This is a genomic window from Mycolicibacterium pallens, assembly GCF_019456675.1.
Lineage (GTDB): Bacteria > Actinomycetota > Actinomycetes > Mycobacteriales > Mycobacteriaceae > Mycobacterium > Mycobacterium crocinum.
In genome coordinates this window covers 1,494,092-1,510,379 of the sequence record NZ_CP080333.1, presented here as the reverse complement: position 1 = coordinate 1,510,379, position 16,288 = coordinate 1,494,092, and the positions used below count along the sequence as shown (strand labels likewise).

21 protein-coding genes are annotated in these 16,288 nt (G+C 66.8%); 10 read left to right on the top strand and 11 right to left on the bottom strand.

What is annotated here, in order from left to right:
* Positions 1-2 precede the first annotated feature (2 nt).
* From K0O64_RS07330 to K0O64_RS07315, 4 genes are all read left to right on the top strand, one after another.
* Positions 3-422, top strand: coding sequence for a SufE family protein (locus K0O64_RS07330; protein ID WP_071947104.1), 420 nt, complete (start codon positions 3-5; stop codon positions 420-422).
* Between the two features lie 35 nt (positions 423-457).
* Positions 458-892: a hypothetical protein gene (locus tag K0O64_RS07325; RefSeq protein WP_096310568.1), complete on the top strand. Its 435-nt coding sequence runs from the start codon at positions 458-460 to the stop codon at positions 890-892.
* A gap of 36 nt (positions 893-928) precedes the next feature.
* A complete protein-coding gene (locus K0O64_RS07320; RefSeq protein ID WP_096310567.1) occupies positions 929-1,405 on the top strand; it encodes a hypothetical protein in 477 nt (158 codons plus the stop codon).
* Between the two features lie 114 nt (positions 1,406-1,519).
* On the top strand, positions 1,520-3,307 hold the full coding sequence (locus K0O64_RS07315; RefSeq protein ID WP_071947106.1) for an acetyl/propionyl/methylcrotonyl-CoA carboxylase subunit alpha: 1,788 nt from the start codon (positions 1,520-1,522) through the stop codon (positions 3,305-3,307).
* Positions 3,308-3,316: 9 nt separating this feature from the next.
* Here K0O64_RS07315 and K0O64_RS07310 read toward each other — a convergent pair whose 3' ends face one another.
* Positions 3,317-4,117, bottom strand: a complete 801-nt coding sequence (locus tag K0O64_RS07310) for a phosphatase PAP2 family protein (RefSeq protein WP_096310566.1) — start codon at positions 4,115-4,117, stop codon at positions 3,317-3,319.
* Between the two features lie 22 nt (positions 4,118-4,139).
* Positions 4,140-4,868, bottom strand: coding sequence for an SDR family oxidoreductase (locus K0O64_RS07305; protein WP_164520034.1), 729 nt, complete (start codon positions 4,866-4,868; stop codon positions 4,140-4,142).
* 13 nt (positions 4,869-4,881) lie between these two features.
* Between K0O64_RS07305 and K0O64_RS07300 the strand changes: the two genes are divergently transcribed.
* Together K0O64_RS07300 and K0O64_RS07295 are read left to right on the top strand one after the other, a co-directional pair.
* A complete protein-coding gene (locus K0O64_RS07300; RefSeq protein ID WP_225933649.1) occupies positions 4,882-5,241 on the top strand; it encodes a DUF1707 SHOCT-like domain-containing protein in 360 nt (119 codons plus the stop codon).
* Position 5,242: 1 nt separating this feature from the next.
* Positions 5,243-5,569, top strand: coding sequence for a hypothetical protein (locus K0O64_RS07295; RefSeq protein WP_071947108.1), 327 nt, complete (start codon positions 5,243-5,245; stop codon positions 5,567-5,569).
* On the opposite strand, the gene K0O64_RS07290 is transcribed toward K0O64_RS07295, so the two are convergent.
* The gene (locus K0O64_RS07290; RefSeq protein ID WP_096310562.1) at positions 5,553-6,110 is read right to left on the bottom strand and encodes a nucleotidyltransferase family protein; all 558 of its coding nucleotides are present in this window, start codon (positions 6,108-6,110) and stop codon (positions 5,553-5,555) included. The genes K0O64_RS07295 and K0O64_RS07290 overlap by 17 nt on opposite strands.
* A 406-nt stretch (positions 6,111-6,516) precedes the next feature.
* Here K0O64_RS07290 and K0O64_RS07285 point away from each other — a divergent pair, with 406 nt between their 5' ends.
* Positions 6,517-6,918: an STAS domain-containing protein gene (locus tag K0O64_RS07285; RefSeq protein ID WP_225933648.1), complete on the top strand. Its 402-nt coding sequence runs from the start codon at positions 6,517-6,519 to the stop codon at positions 6,916-6,918.
* Here the strand turns inward: K0O64_RS07285 and K0O64_RS07280 are convergent.
* Positions 6,889-7,614, bottom strand: coding sequence for an RNA polymerase sigma factor SigF (locus K0O64_RS07280; protein WP_230986029.1), 726 nt, complete (start codon positions 7,612-7,614; stop codon positions 6,889-6,891). The two genes, K0O64_RS07285 and K0O64_RS07280, sit on opposite strands and share 30 nt — an antisense overlap.
* 62 nt (positions 7,615-7,676) lie before the next feature.
* A complete protein-coding gene (locus tag K0O64_RS07275; RefSeq protein WP_071947112.1) occupies positions 7,677-8,114 on the bottom strand; it encodes an ATP-binding protein in 438 nt (145 codons plus the stop codon).
* Between the two features lie 212 nt (positions 8,115-8,326).
* Between K0O64_RS07275 and K0O64_RS07270 the strand changes: the two genes are divergently transcribed.
* On the top strand, positions 8,327-9,346 hold the full coding sequence (locus tag K0O64_RS07270) for a DNA topoisomerase IB (protein ID WP_071947113.1): 1,020 nt from the start codon (positions 8,327-8,329) through the stop codon (positions 9,344-9,346).
* Between the two features lies 1 nt (position 9,347).
* Here the strand turns inward: K0O64_RS07270 and K0O64_RS07265 are convergent, their stop codons facing one another.
* A complete protein-coding gene (locus K0O64_RS07265) occupies positions 9,348-10,589 on the bottom strand; it encodes a glycosyltransferase (RefSeq protein ID WP_071947114.1) in 1,242 nt (413 codons plus the stop codon).
* A gap of 390 nt (positions 10,590-10,979) precedes the next feature.
* Entirely contained in the window at positions 10,980-12,485 is a 1,506-nt protein-coding gene (locus tag K0O64_RS07260) for an FAD-dependent oxidoreductase (protein ID WP_071947116.1), read from the bottom strand.
* 66 nt (positions 12,486-12,551) lie between these two features.
* On the opposite strand from K0O64_RS07260, the gene K0O64_RS07255 reads away from it, so the two are divergent.
* Together K0O64_RS07255 and mbp1 are read left to right on the top strand one after the other, a co-directional pair.
* Entirely contained in the window at positions 12,552-12,764 is a 213-nt protein-coding gene (locus tag K0O64_RS07255; protein ID WP_071947117.1) for a hypothetical protein, read from the top strand.
* Between the two features lie 280 nt (positions 12,765-13,044).
* Positions 13,045-13,284, top strand: a complete 240-nt coding sequence (gene mbp1 / locus K0O64_RS07250; RefSeq protein WP_071947118.1) for a microaggregate-binding protein 1 — start codon at positions 13,045-13,047, stop codon at positions 13,282-13,284.
* 55 nt (positions 13,285-13,339) lie between these two features.
* Here mbp1 and K0O64_RS07245 read toward each other — a convergent pair whose 3' ends face one another.
* From K0O64_RS07245 to K0O64_RS07230, 4 genes are all read right to left on the bottom strand, one after another.
* Positions 13,340-13,585: a LapA family protein gene (locus K0O64_RS07245; protein ID WP_125477403.1), complete on the bottom strand. Its 246-nt coding sequence runs from the start codon at positions 13,583-13,585 to the stop codon at positions 13,340-13,342.
* A 147-nt stretch (positions 13,586-13,732) separates the two neighbouring features.
* A complete protein-coding gene (locus tag K0O64_RS07240; RefSeq protein ID WP_071947120.1) occupies positions 13,733-14,407 on the bottom strand; it encodes a sensor domain-containing protein in 675 nt (224 codons plus the stop codon).
* An 11-nt stretch (positions 14,408-14,418) separates the two neighbouring features.
* Complete coding sequence (lat, locus tag K0O64_RS07235; RefSeq protein ID WP_071947121.1) at positions 14,419-15,753, bottom strand: L-lysine 6-transaminase; 1,335 nt, start codon at positions 15,751-15,753, stop codon at positions 14,419-14,421.
* Positions 15,754-15,804: 51 nt separating this feature from the next.
* The gene (locus K0O64_RS07230; protein ID WP_071947122.1) at positions 15,805-16,275 is read right to left on the bottom strand and encodes an Lrp/AsnC family transcriptional regulator; all 471 of its coding nucleotides are present in this window, start codon (positions 16,273-16,275) and stop codon (positions 15,805-15,807) included.
* Positions 16,276-16,288: the final 13 nt, after the last annotated feature.

Genomic DNA, 16,288 nt, shown 5'->3' with positions numbered 1-16,288 from the left:
GCATGAGCATGCCCAGTGCGCTCGCCGAGGTCGTGTCCGACTTCGCCGACGTGCAGGGCCAGGACAAGCTCAAGCTGCTGCTGGAGTTCGCCGACGACCTCCCAGAGCTGCCCGCCGACCTCGAGGAGGCGGCGATGGAACCGGTGCCCGAATGCCAGTCGCCGCTGTTCCTGCATGTCGACGCCTCCGATGCCGAGCACGTGCGGCTGTTCTTCAGCGCACCCGCCGAGGCGCCGACCACCCGGGGTTTCGCCTCGATCCTGGCGGCCGGACTCGACGGCCAGCCGAAGGCGGACATCCTGGCGGTGCCCGACGACTTCTACTCGGAGCTGGGTCTGGCAGCGCTGATCAGTCCGCTGCGGCTGCGCGGCATGTCGGCGATGCTGGCCAGGATCAAGCGACGTCTGCGGGACGCGGCCTAGCGGAGGTCAACCAGTGCTTCGGCGCAGCAACTCTCATGGCCTCGATCGGTTCATGGCGGGCACCCGGTACGTGGGCTGCCTCGAGGGCGTCGTCGTTCCGCCGCGCGAGCTGGTGGACGGGAAGCGCCGACTCGTCGCCGACGGTATACGAGCTGCCCGCCGATGTCGCCGCCCGTGGATCCCGTGGGGTCCTGGAGTACATCAACCAGCGCACCGCCCCGCGCGGACCGGTGGACGTCTATCTCTCTGACCGGCACATGGCCTTCGAGTCGATCACGGGCTCGGCGACGCCCACTTCTATTCGATTGCATCGCAACGATTTCGACGTGATCCAGCGAAGCGGTTCGAGCTGGTTGCATGACCTGGACCCGCCAAACCCGGTGCTGCGGGCCCTGTTTCACACGTTCGTCGCCAGCCCACGCCGAATTCGCAGCGCGGTCACCAAGGCTCGGCACCGGGCGGTCACCTGACTCCCCATCGTCCACACCGCGCTGCGCAACGCCGGGGTGCCGCTGTCCGACACCGCGCGGGTGATCGTCGACGGCCGCCGCTACCTACGCCCGGACGACCGGGTCAACGAGAACTTCATCTCCGGGCTGCGCGTCCACGTGCCGGCGGGCCGGGATGTCCGCGCGATCGATGCCGACGTCCGAGCCGACCTCGAGGCGGGCCTGCCGTTGCTGGCACTGACCGCCGCGGCGGCGTCCAGTGTCACCGCGGCACTGCGGCCGGCCGGTCAGAACTCAGGCCTCGGCCGGCTTGTCCCGTTTGAGAAACTGCCGTGGTCGACGGAGCGCCCGCCGTCGCTGCACGCCGGACTGCAGCCGTGGGATCCGTCGGATATTTCGGCCTTCAGTTCCACCGTCGGCCGCGAACGCGCGGTCACGCTGTCGTATCACGACACCGTGCACGACCCCCGTTTACTGCGGGAAGCCGCGGAGGCCATCCGTACAGACCCGATTCGGCTGCTCGCCGGAACCTGAACTTACTCATTAGTAGGGGTACCAGCTGATTCCTGTCTAAGCAGCGGCGCTTACACTGCCGTGCGAACCTATTTTTAAAGAACGTTCTTAGAGTCACGCAAAGCAGGAGGCGCGGTGCCCAGTCAGACCATCTCCAAAGTCCTCGTCGCCAACCGCGGTGAAATCGCGGTCCGGGTGATCCGGGCGGCCCGGGATGCAGGACTGGCCAGCGTGGCGGTCTACGCCGAACCCGACGCCGACGCACCGCACGTCCGGCTCGCTGACGAGGCGTTCGCCCTCGGCGGGCAGACCTCGGCGGAGTCGTACCTCGTGTTCGAGAAGCTGCTCGACGCTGCGGCCAAGTCCGGCGCCAACGCCATCCATCCCGGCTACGGCTTCCTGAGTGAGAACGCCGACTTCGCCCAGGCCGTCCTGGACGCCGGATTGATCTGGATCGGGCCCAGCCCGCAGTCCATCCGCGACCTCGGTGACAAGGTCACCGCCCGCCACATCGCCGCGCGCGCCCAGGCGCCGCTGGTGCCCGGCACCCCCGACCCGGTCAAAGACGCCGACGAGGTGGTGGCCTTCGCCAAGGAGTACGGCGTGCCGGTGGCGATCAAGGCCGCGTTCGGTGGCGGCGGCCGCGGCATGAAGGTCGCCCGCACGATCGAAGAGATCCCCGAGCTGTTCGAGTCGGCCACCCGTGAGGCGATCGCGGCGTTCGGCCGCGGTGAGTGCTTCGTCGAGCGCTACCTGGACAAGCCGCGCCACGTCGAGGCTCAGGTCATCGCCGACACCCACGGCAACGTGGTGGTCGCCGGCACCCGCGACTGCTCGCTGCAGCGCCGCTTCCAGAAGCTGGTGGAAGAAGCGCCCGCGCCCTTCCTGACCGACGCACAGCGCAAGGAGATCCACGAGTCGGCCAAGCGCATCTGCAAGGAGGCCGGCTACTACGGCGCGGGAACCGTCGAGTACCTGGTCGGCCAGGACGGGCTGATCTCCTTCCTCGAGGTCAACACCCGCCTGCAGGTGGAACACCCGGTCACCGAGGAGACCGCCGGCATCGACCTGGTGCTGCAGCAGTTCAAGATCGCCAACGGCGAGAAGCTCGACATCACCGAGGACCCGACTCCCCGCGGTCACGCGATCGAGTTCCGGATCAACGGCGAGGATGCCGGCCGTGGCTTCCTGCCCGCGCCGGGCCCGGTCACCCGCTACGACATCCCCACCGGCCCCGGTGTCCGGCTGGACTCCGGCGTGGAGGCCGGCTCGGTGATCGGCGGTCAGTTCGACTCGATGCTGTCCAAGCTGATCGTGTACGGCGCCACCCGTGAGGAGGCGCTGGCCCGCTCCCGCCGCGCGCTCGACGAGTTCCACGTCGAAGGCCTGGCGACGGTCATCCCGTTCCACCGCGCCGTGGTCAGCGACCCGGCCTTCATCGGTGACGGTGACAGCTTCTCGGTGCACACCCGCTGGATCGAGACCGAGTGGGACAACACCATCGAGCCGTTCACCGGCGGTGGTCAGGTCGACGAAGAAGAGCCCCAGCAGCGCCAGAAGGTGGTCGTGGAGGTCGGCGGCCGTCGGGTCGAGGTCTCGCTGCCCGGAGACCTGGCGTTGGGCAATGGCGGCGGTCACGCCGAGTCCGGTGCGATCCGCAAGAAGCCGAAGGCACGCAAGCGTGGCTCGCAGGCCGGTGCTGCCGCCTCGGGTGACGCGGTGACCGCGCCGATGCAGGGCACCGTGGTGAAGGTCGCCGTCGAAGAAGGTCAGACCGTGGCCGCAGGCGATCTGGTCGTGGTGCTCGAGGCGATGAAGATGGAGAACCCGGTGACCGCGCACAAGGACGGTGTCATCACCGGCCTGGCCGTCGAGCCGGGTGCCGCGATCACCCAGGGCACCGTGCTGGCGGAGATCAAATAAGCCGAGGTCCTACGTGTGCAGACGTCGGCTCTGATCCACGGACTGTTGTCGGGGGATCAGCCCCTCATGGGTTCGAAGCCGAGTCCGAGCGGTGCCGCTGAGCACGGCGGCACCTAGGGCAACCACGACGCCGGCGAGCAATGCTCCCCCGATCACGTCGGTGAGCCAGTGCGCGTCGAGAACAAGCCGGCTGAGCGCGACGACGCTCGCCCCCGCGAGGGCACAGCCGGCGAGAAAAGCGCGCACGGCCAGACCGCTTCGAGCACCGATGCCGAACGCGACGATGCCAAGCAACGCGGCTGTGCCCGCGACGTGTCCGGAGGGAAATGGATGCGGCGCTCCACTGAGCCCCGGCGCTGCGAGGGCAATCTCGGCTTGGCTCACCGGCCGCTCGACCACGACCTTCATGACGTCCTTGGCGAACACGGCGGTGCCGACGCTCCCCACCACGACCACGCCCGGAACCAGGGACCGGTAGCGCGCCGACAATAACCCCGCGCTGACCAGTCCTGCGAGTGCGACGGCCGCCGGGTTACCGAGATGAGCAACCGCAGTCGCTGCGGCGAACAGCCTGGGTGATTGCCGCGCGTGGTAGTCGATCCACGACGCTGTCCGGCCATCCAAAGCAGTCACCCAGCCGTGGGTGTGCACCCCGATCGAAAGCCCCACGAGCGCCATTCCGAGCCCGAGGGCGATCAGTGGCAGACGCCACCGACTGCCGTCGAAGAGCGCACCCACAGCCGACAACAGCCCGAAGCCGATGAGTGCGCAGATGAGGAGATCGATAGACCTATTGTGCCATCGCAGCACTGTGCTCGCCTCGGCCAGTCGATCACGAGTTGGTGAACCGGATCGTCCCCAGTACGGCACCCGCACCGGTGACCAGACTGGTGTCGTCGACCCGGGCGCCGAAGTAGGTCGCGTCCGGATCGACGACGACGGTGCGCTGTTCACCGCGACGGGCCAGCACGATCTCGGCCAGCTCGGCGAAACTGATCGTGTCGGGGCCGCCGAGTTCGACGATGCCGACCGGTGAGCCCACGGCGGCGCGAGCCACGTGGGCGGCGACCTCGCTGGCTGCGATCGGCTGGATACGTGCGTCGGGCACCCGCACTACGTCACCGTCGGTCAGGCTGGCCACGATCATGTCGGCGAACTCGATGAACTGGGTGGCCCGCACGATCGTGTACGGCAGCCCGGACGCCTCGATCAACGTCTCCTGCGCCACCTTGGCCCGCATATAGCCGCTCGTGGGTAGCCGGGTAACCCCGACGATCGACAGCGCGACGTAATGCCCGACGCCGGCGGTGCGGGCGGCCGACACGAGGGTGCGGGTGGCGGTGCCGAAGAACTCGAGCACCGGCTCGTCCTCGTAGGACGGCGAGTTGAGCACGTCGACGAGGACGTGGGCGTCGCGCACCGCGTCGGCGACACCGTCTGAAGTCAACACGTCGACGCCGGACTGGCGCGATGCCGCCACCACGTCGTGCCCCTCCCCGGTGAGTAACTCGACGACCTGTCGGCCGATCTGCCCGGTGGCGCCAAACACGGTGATTCGCACGCCATCCAGCATGATGGATCGTGTGAGTGAAGACGAGGGGGTCCGGATCGGCACCGCCGAACGGGAAGAGGCGCACGCATTGCTCAGTCGGCAGTTCTCCGAGGGCCGGCTGAACCCGGATGAGTTCTCCGAACGCAGCGCCGCGGTCGCCGCCGCGGTGACCCGCGCCGACCTCGCGCCGATCTTCGCCGACCTGCCTGCCAAGCCCGGCGGGGACCGCACGCCGGACCTCGTTCGTGCCCGCGACTGGCGTGCGATCGTGATGGCGCTCATCCCACTGGTCGCGCTCGGGTTCACCATCCTGGTGCCGCACGGCTGGCTGGCCTGGTTGGCGCTGCCGGTGCTCGGCATGCTGCTCTACGGACGTCGCTGATATGGATCCCGTCGAAATCAATGCCGGCACTTGGTATTTGCGCGCTCTGCGCGCCGACGAGCGGATCGATGACCGGCCCGCGCTGGCCGACCTCGGCGAAACGGACCCGGAGTATGTGACCAAGCGACTCGAGCAGTGGGCCGCCGAAACCGGCTACTCGTGGGCGGTGTGCGAACCGACGACCGGTGAGCTGCTGGCCGAGGTCACCGTCGATCCGCGCACGGCGACCCTGTCGACACGAGCAAGACCCGGTCAGGACGAGGCGGCCTCGGTGGCCGCGACCGCGGTGCGCCGCTTCGCCGCGGCCGCGCTCAATCTGACGGTGTAGCGGTATCGACGTCGCGGCCGGTGGCCAGATCCGCGCAGTCGACGGCCACCACGTCGGTACGGGCCGCCAGGAACCGCCGCGCCCCCTCGTCGCCGTGAAGGGACTCATCGAGGGCAGGCCAGTGGGCGCGGGCGATCACGACCGGATGGCCGGGCCGCCCGTCGTAGGTGGCGCGAGCGATTCCGGACTGCGACGAGCGCGCCGCCGCGAGCACCCGAGCGACGACGTCGGCGCCGATGTCGGGGGTGTCGACGGTGAGGATCACCGCGTAGTCAGCATGCGAAATAGCCGCCAGTCCGGTGTGCAGGGAAATTCCCATGCCCTGCCGCCAGTCATCGGCGATCACCGCGCGCGCCGGTGCCGGGACGTCGACGATTGCAGCGCCCAGCACCACCACCACGTCGGCACAACCCCCGCCGGCCAGGGCCGCCACCGCGGATCGCAGCCAAGCACCCTGGGCGGCAAGAATTTTCGGCATGCCGTAGCGAGTGCCCGCCCCGGCGGCCAACAGCACGCCGGCCGGCACAGAGGACTTCGACATGCACACAGTGTGTACCGATGGAACTCGCGACCCTGAGCCACCCCCGAGCGGCCACCCGGTGATCGAGTTTCAGCAAACGCGCATCCGCCGGGCACGCCTGCGAGATCTCAACGCAATCAACACTTTTCGCGACAAATTTGACACGTCCATGACCAGGCCGCGTCCCTGCACTCTGAGGTTTATGAGAACCCGCCGCCATTGCTGTCCACGGGTCGGATAATTGGCGTACAGTTCAAGCCAGGTTGAGTTAACAGCCGCCCGGAAATACGTCAAAGACGTGCGAGGCGCGCGAGCTCCCTGCACCATACGGGCCTACCCACTCTGACGTGATCCACAGTACGAATACTCGTTCACTGATGGAGTCACTATGTCTGTCACCAGTACAGATCAGCCAGAGCGTTCGGCTGTGTCGCATTCTGTCGATTGCCACACCGCTCGCTTCACTACTATTTGGCCCGACGACACCGTCGGGATCATCACGGTCCAGGGCGAGCTCGACGCGTCCAACGCCGTCGCGTTCGCCGATCATGTCGACGAGTGCGCCGGCACCGGCAGCCATCTGGTCCTGGACCTCAGCCCGCTCGCGTTCTTCGGAACCGCCGGATTCTCGGCGCTGCACACCATCAACGTCCGCTGCGCCAATGCGTCGGCACGATGGGTGATGGTGACCGGCGACGCGGTGGCGCGGCTGCTGCGGGTCTGCGATCCGGACCACACCCTGCCGGTCGCCGACTCGGTCCGGGAAGCCATCGAGATGCTCGACGGCGAACCCCGCCGGCTACTGCAGCTGGTCCCGGAGCCGAGTTAGCGACTTCGCGAGCAGCCGCGACACGTGCATCTGTGAGATGCCGACGCGCTCGGCGATCTGAGTCTGGGTGAGCGACTCGAAGAACCGCAGCAGTAGGACGGTGCGTTCCCGCTCTGGCAGTGCGGCCAGCAGCGGGCGCAACGCCTCGCGGTTCTCGATCTGATCCAGGCTCAAGTCGACATCACCCAGGGTGTCCATGATCGCCGGCGCGTCTTCGTCGCTGCCGCTGCCACCACTGTCGATCGACAGGGTGTTGTACGAACTGCCCGCGACCAGACCCTCGATGACCTCTTCGCGCTCCATGCCGAGCTCGACGGCGAGTTCGGAGGCGGTCGGCGCGCGTCCCAGCCGCTGTGACAGCTCCGAGGTCGCTGCACCAAGGCGCAGGTGCAATTCCTTGAGCCGACGCGGGACCTTGACCGACCAGCTGTTGTCGCGGAAGTGTCGCCGGACCTCACCCATGATCGTCGGCACCGCGAACGAGACGAAGTCCGAACCGGTCTCGACGTCGTAGCGGATGACCGCGTTGACCAATCCGACGCGGGCCACCTGCACCAGATCGTCGCGCGGTTCGCCGCGACCGTCGAAACGGCGAGCGATGTGATCGGCCAGCGGCAGGCACCGTTCGACGATGCGGTCGCGCTGTCGCTGGAACTGCGGCGAGTCGGCATCCAGTTTCGCCAGCTCCCGGAACATATCCGGGACGTCGGCGTACTCCGAGTTCGTCCGTTTGGGCGAACTATCCGTAGCTCGGGAATTCACTGCCCGGAGCCCGCCCGCCTCGTGGTCAGAGTGATGCCGAATACCTGCCCGTCGCTACTGGACTCGTGACCGTTGTGGAATGTCTGCACATCGTCGGTCAGCGAGCTCAGCACGTGCCAGCTGAAACTGCCGGGGGTGACCACGTCGTAGGTGTCGCACGTCGTCGACGCCTCGACCACGACCACGTCGTCGTGCGCATCGACGACGACGACCAGCGTCGCTTCCGGCGACGCCGAGCGGATCAGGCGGGTGCAGGCCTCGTCGACCGCCAGCCGCAAGTCCGCGACGGCGTCGAAATCCAAGTCTTCGAACGTGCCGACCGCGCCGACCACGGTGCGCAGTACGGCCAGGTTCTCCAACCTGGCAGCAACCCTCAGTTCGACGGCGCTGTCCCCTCGTTGGTGCGCGCCGCCTTGGCTTTCGCCATCCGTCATCTGGCCTCCTGGCAATGTCGACCCGACACTACTCCAGTCCACAGGTGTGCTAACCACGGTCGTGTGGTGACCGGGTTGGCCGGGTAACCGGTGCGCATGAGGCCGGAAGCGTGCGCAGCACAACCCAGGAAGTCGTCGTCATGGTGGCACCCTCGTACCCGCCCGACCCATGAGTTCAAACCTGCTTCGCGCAAATTCTTGTTCGGTGATCGATGAGACTTCGGCGCAGCTCGGTGAACGGACCGGGCCTTCGTCGTGTCCGCCGGGGCAAGGGCTTCTCTTACTACACCGCTGACGGTGAATTACTCACCGACGAGAAGACGGTGCAGCGGATCAAGGACCTTGTGATCCCGCCGGCCTGGCGCAAGGTGTGGATCTCACCACACCCGAACGGACACATCCAGGCCGTCGGCACCGATGCGGCCGGCCGGCGCCAATACCTCTATCACCAGAAGTGGCAGGACGAGCGCAGCGAGGAGAAGTTCGACCGGGTGCTGCAGATGTCGTCGGGCCTGCCCGAGTGGCGCTCCCGGATCGCCGAGGATCTCAACGGCCACGGCCTCACCAGGGACCGGGTATTGGCGCTGGCGCTACATCTGCTTGATAGGGGCTACTTCCGCGCCGGCGGTGAGGCCTACGCCGAGGAGAACAACTCCTACGGGATCGCGACACTGCTCTGCGACCACGTGACGGTCTCCAACGGCGCGGTGGTGTTCGACTATCCGGCCAAGAGTGGGGTGCAGCGGAACTGGACGATCTCCGATCCCGACGTGGTGGCCGTCGTCCGCGAATTGCGCCGGTGCAGCCCGAGCGGGCGGTTGCTGGTATGTCAGACCGACTCCGGATGGGTCGACATCCACTCCGACGATCTCAACGCCAAATTCAAGGAACTGCTGGGCGAGGACTACAGCGTCAAGGATCTGCGCACCTGGCACGGGACGGTGCTCGCCGCGGCGGCCTTCGTCGACGCCGACCCGCCGGTCAACAAGACGGTGCGCAAGCGCGTGGAGGCGGCCGTGATGAAGGAGGTGTCCGAGGAGCTCGGCAACACCCCCGCCGTGGCCCGCAGCTCCTACGTCGATCCGCGGGTGCTCACCGCCTACGAGAACGGGACGACGATCGCCGCCGCCGCGAAGCGGGCCCGCAAGGAGAAGAACTCCGATCGCGCGCAGGCGATCCTCGAGAAGGCCACCGCGACGATGATCCGCCGGGTTGCCAAGAGCCGCTCTTGAGCTATCCGGAATGCACGGTCGCCTGACCCAGGTCGGCTGGTATCGGCGCGCGCATCGCGTACGCCGATACCAGCCGGTCGTAGATTCGAAGTGTGTCTGCGGCAACGCGGTCCCACGAGTAGCGGGCGCAAGCACGATCTCTGCCCGCCAGTCCAAGGCTGCGGCGCAGGAACGAATCCCGGAGAACACGCGACACCGCCTCAGCACATTCGCGGGGCTTACGAGGTCGTACAAGCCGCCCGGTGACGTCGTGTACGACGGTGTCCAGCATGCTGCCCACCGCGGAAGCCACCACCGGTACACCGCAGGCCATTGCCTCGAGCGGCACGATTCCGACGGGCTCGTACCACGGCGTGCAGGTCACCACGTCCGCCGAACGCAGCATCGCAGGCATGTCGTCACGTGGCAACGGGCCGGCGAACGTGACTCGGTCGGCCACTCCGAGATTCGTTGCCAATGCCCGCAACCGGCGCAGCTCGGGGTCGGACTTCAACCGGCCGTGTCCCGGGCCGCCGACGATCACGTACTCGGCGTCGGGAATGGCCGGCAGAGCCTCGATCATCGTGTCGAATCCCTTGTGCGGCAACAGCCTTCCCACCGCAACGATGCGGTGGATCGCACCACGTTCGGCGACCGGACCCTCGGTGGAGAACGCGTCCAGGTCCACCCCGCACGGCACCACCGATATCTTCGTGCGCGAGCGACCCATCTGCACCAATTCGAAGAGCTCGTCGGTACACGTCGCGGCGACCCAGGTGGCGTGCGTGGCGACGAGCCTTTCCAGCTGAAGTCGCGCAGCCGGATTGGTGTCCTGGGCTCCCATGTAGCGACGCTCGATCTGCTGCAGCGCGTGGAACGTCTGGACTGTGGGTACCGACTGCGCGCGGGCGGCCAGTTGGGTGGCAACGCCGGACATCCAGAAGTGTGCGTGCGCCACGTCTGGGCGCTCCCCTTCCCATTGCGTATCGAGGTATTGCGCGAAATCGCTCATGTGCTCAAATAATTCGCCCCTGGGAAGCCGCTTCGCCGGGCCGGCGGGAACGTGCACCACGGTATAGCCGCGCTCGGTCTGCACTCGCTCAGGAATATCCGGGTCATCGCGGCGGGTGTAGACGGTGACGTCGTGACCTCGGCGCGCCATGGCGGCCGCCAACTCGGCAACGTGGACGTTCTGCCCGCCTGCATCCACCCCGCGTAGGTCTGCCAGCGGGCTTGCATGTTCAGAGACAAGCGCGATCTTCATCGTCGTCCCTCCTTAAAGAACCTCAGGCACAGACTGATTGGGTGACACCATCCCTTTGGGGGAGGAATCGATCCAAGCCGAGGTGGGCCAGCGCGAAGGACCGCAGCGGTCCGAGACCGGCGCTGCCGCGGTCGATAATAGTTGATGAAGCGCAACCATTGCGCCATATGGACCGATTGAACGTGGCAATGTGGAAGACCGAGATGTCGGTCCGGATGAACGCCGGCCCGCAATCACGGCTCAGTGGCAGCAAATACCGATGATGGCCCGAGACGAACGACTCCATCCAGGATCCGTGAACGTGCCAGGCCAGCACCGAGCGAGTGCGTGAGGCCGCCATGTCGCGGAAGTACCCGGGTGCGACCCCATCAAACGCGTGTGCGCACGCAATCAGCGCGACAGGTCACGGGTGGCCGGCCCCTCCAATACGGTGCCGTGCGGTCCGAATCGCGAACCGTGCAACGGGCAGTCCCACGACTTCTCGGCGTCATTCCAGGACAACACACCACCGAGGTGGGTGCACACCGGTGAAACGCATCGTTCGACCCCGTCGACCATGCTGCGGGCCACCATGTGCCAGGGCGGTCCACTAACCGAACCGGCACCCTCGCGCAGCTGGCCGTTGCGGTGGGCGACCGGTGTTACCCACCCTGCGGCCAAGTGCCAGCCGACCTCCATGTTGATCTTCAGCGCGGTCGTCAGGCCGGTGAGTTCGTGCGGGCTCCAGCTGGCAAACGCCGACGCCCAGCGGGCCTGTTCACCGCCGAGGAGGTGCTTCGCCAGCAACAGTGCGGCGGCCACGCCGTTGGTCATTCCCCACTTCGCGAAGCCGGTGGCCACGAGGAAGTGGTCGGAGCCGGGAAGCAGCGGCCCGACATAGGGCAGCTCGTCGACGGGGACGTAATCCTGGGCCGACCAATAGTGGGTGGGTTGCGCACCGGGAAAATGCCGCTTCGTCCAGCCGACCAGTTCGTCGTAGGAGGTGCGCGCGCTGTCCTTGCGCCCGACGGTGTGACCGCCACCTCCGACAATCAACCGCTCGCCGGCACTGGTCGGGGCGTAGCGCACCGAGCGGGTGGGCTGATCGACCGAGAGCATCATCGGCCGCGGCAGCGGCCCGGGCACCTCGAAGGCCACGCAATAGGACCGGCTCGGGTGCAGCCGGGCGAAGAACCCGCCACGGTCCAGGATGGGCGTCCCGGTTGCCAGGATGCAGTGATCGGCCGCAGCGACCTGCTCGCGGCCCTCCTCATCGCGCAGCTTGAGGCTGACCCGGCCGCCCGCCGTCGATGCAGCATGGACCCGCTGCCCGGTCATCAGTCGCCCTCCGCGCTCCTGCAATTCGGCGATCAGCGCCGCCAGGAAAGGCATCGGGTCGAACTGGATCTGTTCGGCAAGTCGCACGCCACCGCGGAACTCGAACGGCACGTCCACCTGGTCGACCCAGTTGACGCCGAGGCCGGCGGCCTGGGCCGCTTCGAACTCGGCACGGGCAGTCGGCAGGCCGCGATCGAATTGTGCATAGCTGTAGGCATCTTCGTACTGCAGATCGATCTCGCGGTCCTTGCAGTACTGCTCCAGCCAGGCTTGACCCTCCCGATTACCTTCAACGTACTGGCGAACCAGGTCGAGCGAGTGGCGCTTGGAGATTGTCGACAGTCGGCTCCCTTGCAGCAGACTGACTTTCGCGGTCGTGTTACCGGTGGTCACGGCACCGGGCGTGCGAGCCTCCACGACTAGCACCCGCTTGCCCGCGCGAGCAAGCAGAACGGCCGAGACCAGTCCGGTGATACCGGCGCCGACGACGATGACCTCCGCGTGGGGAGCGTCTTTTGTTGCGCTGCCGTCAATTTGGGATTCGCGCACGTGAGCGCCCTCGAGCCACAACGAAGTCATGGCAGAGCCGATACCCGCACTCGGCTAGCCGAAACAGCAGTCGTTCGGAGGGGTAAATTGATGCGAATGATCGAGCGCGATTCCATCCCCGACGATGTGCCCGTTCCGGACGCCGTCGAGCAAAACCGCTCGGTGGCGGAGTCTGCCGATCTGGAAAGTGTGGATCCTGCCGAGCGGGTGCCGATCGACGACGGCTCGGCGCCGCTGGAGAGCAACGAATTGGATTGGCAGGAACAACGGCAGGTCGTCGAGGATCCCGACCCGGACGAGTTCCGCTAGTCAGGCGAATGTTTGACCCAGCGGGGGCTCTGGGTACAGGTTTCACCGGGGAAACAGCAACCTCAGCAAAGGGGGTAGGAGATGTCGAGTGCCTCTGCGGCGAGATCGGATGTCGACGACATCCGATTTTTTCGGCCAAGCCGGTCCTGCGCCTACGAAGGCTGGACCGTTGCTGAGCTCAAGAAGAGGGCCAAGCAACTTGGGATCTCAGGCTATTCGGGCCTGAGCAAGGAAAAGTTGATCTCACTGATCCGTAGTTATTGACACCGAAGGGAATTCCATGTCGGACGACCACAACAGCGGACCGGAAGAGGCCATCAAGGGCGTCGTCGAGGACGTCAAGGGTAAGGCCAAGGAAGCCGTCGGCACCGTGACCGGACGCAACGATCTGGTCAACGAGGGCAAGGCTCAGCAGGACAAGGCTGATGCGCAGCGCGATGCCGCGCAGAAGGAAGCCGAGGCGGAAGCCGCTCGCGCGGGCGCCAAGGCGGCCGAGGAACGCCAGAAGGCCAACCAGTAGTACCAGTGATTCGACGAGGGCCCAGCCAATCGGCTGGGCCTTTGTCGTTGTGGCCCTACGCCGTTGGTGGTTCCACCCTGGCCTCGGGATGTTCGGCGGCATAGGCCGCCGCGGCGCGCCCGATCCGACGGTGCTGGCCGAGCATCCACGCGACAGCGACGACGGCAGCGATCCCGGCCACCACTTCGGCCACCACGCCGGCGGCGATGTGACTCGCGGCGAACATGAACAAACCTATGACGAACGCCACAATCGCCACCGCGCCGAGCACCAGACCCGGCATCGTCCTGGTGTTCTTCATCGTTTCGCCGGCCCGCTGTCGGGTGGTGCGGGAATGGTCGATGGGGTCGCGCCCGGTGTTACCGATGGATCACCGTCACTCTTGCTCCATGTTCGCTGGTTGCCCGGTGAAAGCGCGGGTAAACCCTGGGCGACAAACCCTTTGAACTCAGTGGCCGGACAGTTCCCAGACGCTCGCCGACATTCGGTCGGTCATCGTCGTCACGGTGACCTGGCCGCCGTCGTCGCCCTGGCAGGCCATCGCCTGCACGATCGCGTTGTTGCGCAGTCGCGCTTCGGCGTAACACGTCCAGTCGAACGGGATGCCGATCTGTTGCTTGCTCCATCGCACCCTGTCGGCATTGATCTCGGGCACGGTGAATTTCCATGCGGCGTCTCCGCCGGTGCTCAGCGCGCGCTGACCGTCACAGGCCTTGGCGTTCTTGGTGCCGGTGGCGAATTGCGCCGCCGCCGCGGCCGCGTCCGGATAGATCGCGACGGCCTCGGCCACCACGTGGTCGTGTTTGTCGCCGTCGGTGAAGAGCATGATGTGCATGCCCAGCGATTTGTCGCCGAGGAACGCGGCCATCCCGGCGGCGTCGAGCGCCGAACACGCCGGAACCGCCGAGGAGCCGGGAATCGGCCGGGTCTGGTCGGCGTCGGTCTGCAGTTTGACCCCGACGATGTCGTGCAGCTGTCCGGGGCCGATTAACACCTGTTCGGTGTCGTCGGCGCGCAACGGGCTGATTCCCTGGGTGGGGTTGGACACCGCGCTGCCCGCGACGGTGTGCGCGCACCCGGCGAGCACCACCGCCGCCGCGCCGAGAGTCGCAGGCAGCCGCATTCTTGAGAATGCTAGACCGCCGCGAGCAATACCTCTCTCACGGCGGCCAGCGCGCGATCGATCTCCGCGCGCGACACCGTCAGCGCGGGCCGGAACCGCACACTGTCGACACCGCTGCCGAGCATGATCACTCCCCGCTCCCACAGCGCACCGAGCACCGCGTCGCGGGCTTGGCCACTCGGCAGGCTGAACGCGCACATCAGCCCCCGGCCCCGCACGTGTCCGATGACACCAGGCAGCTCAGCCGCCAGATCGGCAAGCCCGGCACGCAGGTAGGCGCCCATCTCGGTGGCACGCGCAAACAAGTCGTCTTCCTCGATGACCTCGAGGATGCGCCGCGAACGGACCATGTCGACGAGATTGCCGCCCCACGTCGAGTTGATCCGCGAGCTGACGGCGAAGACGTTGTCGGCGACCTCGTCGACGCGCCGGCCGGCCATGATCCCGCACACCTGAGTCTTCTTGCCGAAGGCGACGACGTCCGGGGTGAAGCCGAGCTGTTGGTAGGCCCACGCGGTGCCGGTGATGCCACACCCGGTCTGCACTTCGTCGGCGATCATCAGCGCGTCGTATTCGTCGCACAGTTGGCGCATCGCGGCGAAGAACTGCGGCCGGAAATGGCGGTCGCCGCCCTCGCCCTGGATGGGTTCTGCGATGAAGCAGGCGATGTCGTGCGGGTGCGCGTCGAACGCCGCGCGGGCCTGGCGCAGGGACTCGGCTTCCAGCGCATCCATATCGGCTCCCGGCCGAAGGTAGGGCGCGTCGATCCGCGGCCAGTCAAACTTCGGGAACCGCGCCACCTTGATCGGATCGGTGTTCGTCAGTGACAGCGTGTAGCCACTGCGCCCGTGGAACGCCCCGCGCAGATGCAGCACCCGCGTGCCGAGCGCAGGATCGATTCCCCGGGCCTCGTTGTGCCGGCTCTTCCAGTCGAAGGCCACTTTCAGCGCGTTCTCCACGGCCAGGGCGCCACCGTCGACGAAGAACAGGTGCGGCAGTGCGGGATCGCCCAGCACCCGGCGGAAGGTGTCGACGAAGCGCGCCATCGGGACGGTGTAGACGTCGGAGTTCGACGGCTTGTTGACCGCGGCCTGGGCCAGTTCGGCGCGGAACGCCGCATCGTCGACCAGTCCCGGGTGGTTCATGCCCAGCGCCGAGGACGCGAAGAACGTGAACATGTCGAGGTACTGCGTGCCGTCGCGGGCATCGACGAGCCGCGAGCCTGATGACCGGTCCAGGTCGAGGACGAGGTCCAGACCGTCGGCCAGGATGCTGCGCGCCAGAACCGAGCGGACATTCCCGGGTTCGACGATAGCGACGTCGTCGCGCGACAAGAGTTCCGTCATGCGCCGATCATACCGCAATATTTACGGAACTGCGCGTTCTGACCGGAAAATCTACGGCAGATGCACTCGATCGCTGTAAAATGTGTTTAGAATGATGGTGCTTCGCGTACGCACGTTTGCGGTGGTGCGGATCTGTTGCAGCAGTCCCTCCAGCGCCCGCGGCGACTCGACGCGCACGAACAGCACGTAGCTTTCGTCGCCGGCCACCGAATAGCACGCCTCGATTTCGGCGATGTGTTCCAGCCGCGCGGGAGCATCATCAGGTTGGGACGGATCGAGAGGGGTGATCGCCACGAACGCCGACAGCATGTGTCCGAACGCCTCGGGGTTCACCCGGGCGCTGTACCCGGTCACCACCTCACGGGCCTCCAGCCGGCGCACCCGCGACTGCACCGCCGACACCGACAGTCCGGTTGCGGTGGCCAGTTCGGCCAGCGTGGCCCGCCCATCGGCGACGAGTTCGCGCACCAGCGTGCGATCGACCTCGTCGAGACCGTGCGTCGCGTCCGCGCTCTCCGCCATGGGCGCACACTAT

Excerpts from the sequence above, each read along its gene's own strand:
- K0O64_RS07245 (WP_125477403.1), bottom strand. The coding sequence starts at position 13,585 with ATGAAGAACACCAGGACGATGCCGGGTCTGGTGCTCGGCGCGGTGGCG.
- K0O64_RS07240 (WP_071947120.1), bottom strand. The coding sequence starts at position 14,407 with ATGCGGCTGCCTGCGACTCTCGGCGCGGCGGCGGTGGTGCTCGCCGGG.
- K0O64_RS07270 (WP_071947113.1), top strand. The coding sequence starts at position 8,327 with ATGAGACTTCGGCGCAGCTCGGTGAACGGACCGGGCCTTCGTCGTGTC.
- K0O64_RS07290 (WP_096310562.1), bottom strand. The coding sequence starts at position 6,110 with ATGTCGAAGTCCTCTGTGCCGGCCGGCGTGCTGTTGGCCGCCGGGGCG.
- K0O64_RS07300 (WP_225933649.1), top strand. The coding sequence starts at position 4,882 with ATGGATCGTGTGAGTGAAGACGAGGGGGTCCGGATCGGCACCGCCGAA.
- K0O64_RS07275 (WP_071947112.1), bottom strand. The coding sequence starts at position 8,114 with ATGACGGATGGCGAAAGCCAAGGCGGCGCGCACCAACGAGGGGACAGC.
- K0O64_RS07295 (WP_071947108.1), top strand. The coding sequence starts at position 5,243 with ATGGATCCCGTCGAAATCAATGCCGGCACTTGGTATTTGCGCGCTCTG.
- K0O64_RS07325 (WP_096310568.1), top strand. The coding sequence starts at position 458 with ATGGCCTCGATCGGTTCATGGCGGGCACCCGGTACGTGGGCTGCCTCG.
- mbp1 (WP_071947118.1), top strand. The coding sequence starts at position 13,045 with ATGTCGGACGACCACAACAGCGGACCGGAAGAGGCCATCAAGGGCGTC.
- K0O64_RS07265 (WP_071947114.1), bottom strand. The coding sequence starts at position 10,589 with ATGAAGATCGCGCTTGTCTCTGAACATGCAAGCCCGCTGGCAGACCTA.
- K0O64_RS07260 (WP_071947116.1), bottom strand. The coding sequence starts at position 12,485 with ATGACTTCGTTGTGGCTCGAGGGCGCTCACGTGCGCGAATCCCAAATT.
- K0O64_RS07230 (WP_071947122.1), bottom strand. The coding sequence starts at position 16,275 with ATGGCGGAGAGCGCGGACGCGACGCACGGTCTCGACGAGGTCGATCGC.
- lat (WP_071947121.1), bottom strand. The coding sequence starts at position 15,753 with ATGACGGAACTCTTGTCGCGCGACGACGTCGCTATCGTCGAACCCGGG.
- K0O64_RS07280 (WP_230986029.1), bottom strand. The coding sequence starts at position 7,614 with ATGTTCCGGGAGCTGGCGAAACTGGATGCCGACTCGCCGCAGTTCCAG.
- K0O64_RS07255 (WP_071947117.1), top strand. The coding sequence starts at position 12,552 with ATGATCGAGCGCGATTCCATCCCCGACGATGTGCCCGTTCCGGACGCC.
- K0O64_RS07330 (WP_071947104.1), top strand. The coding sequence starts at position 3 with ATGAGCATGCCCAGTGCGCTCGCCGAGGTCGTGTCCGACTTCGCCGAC.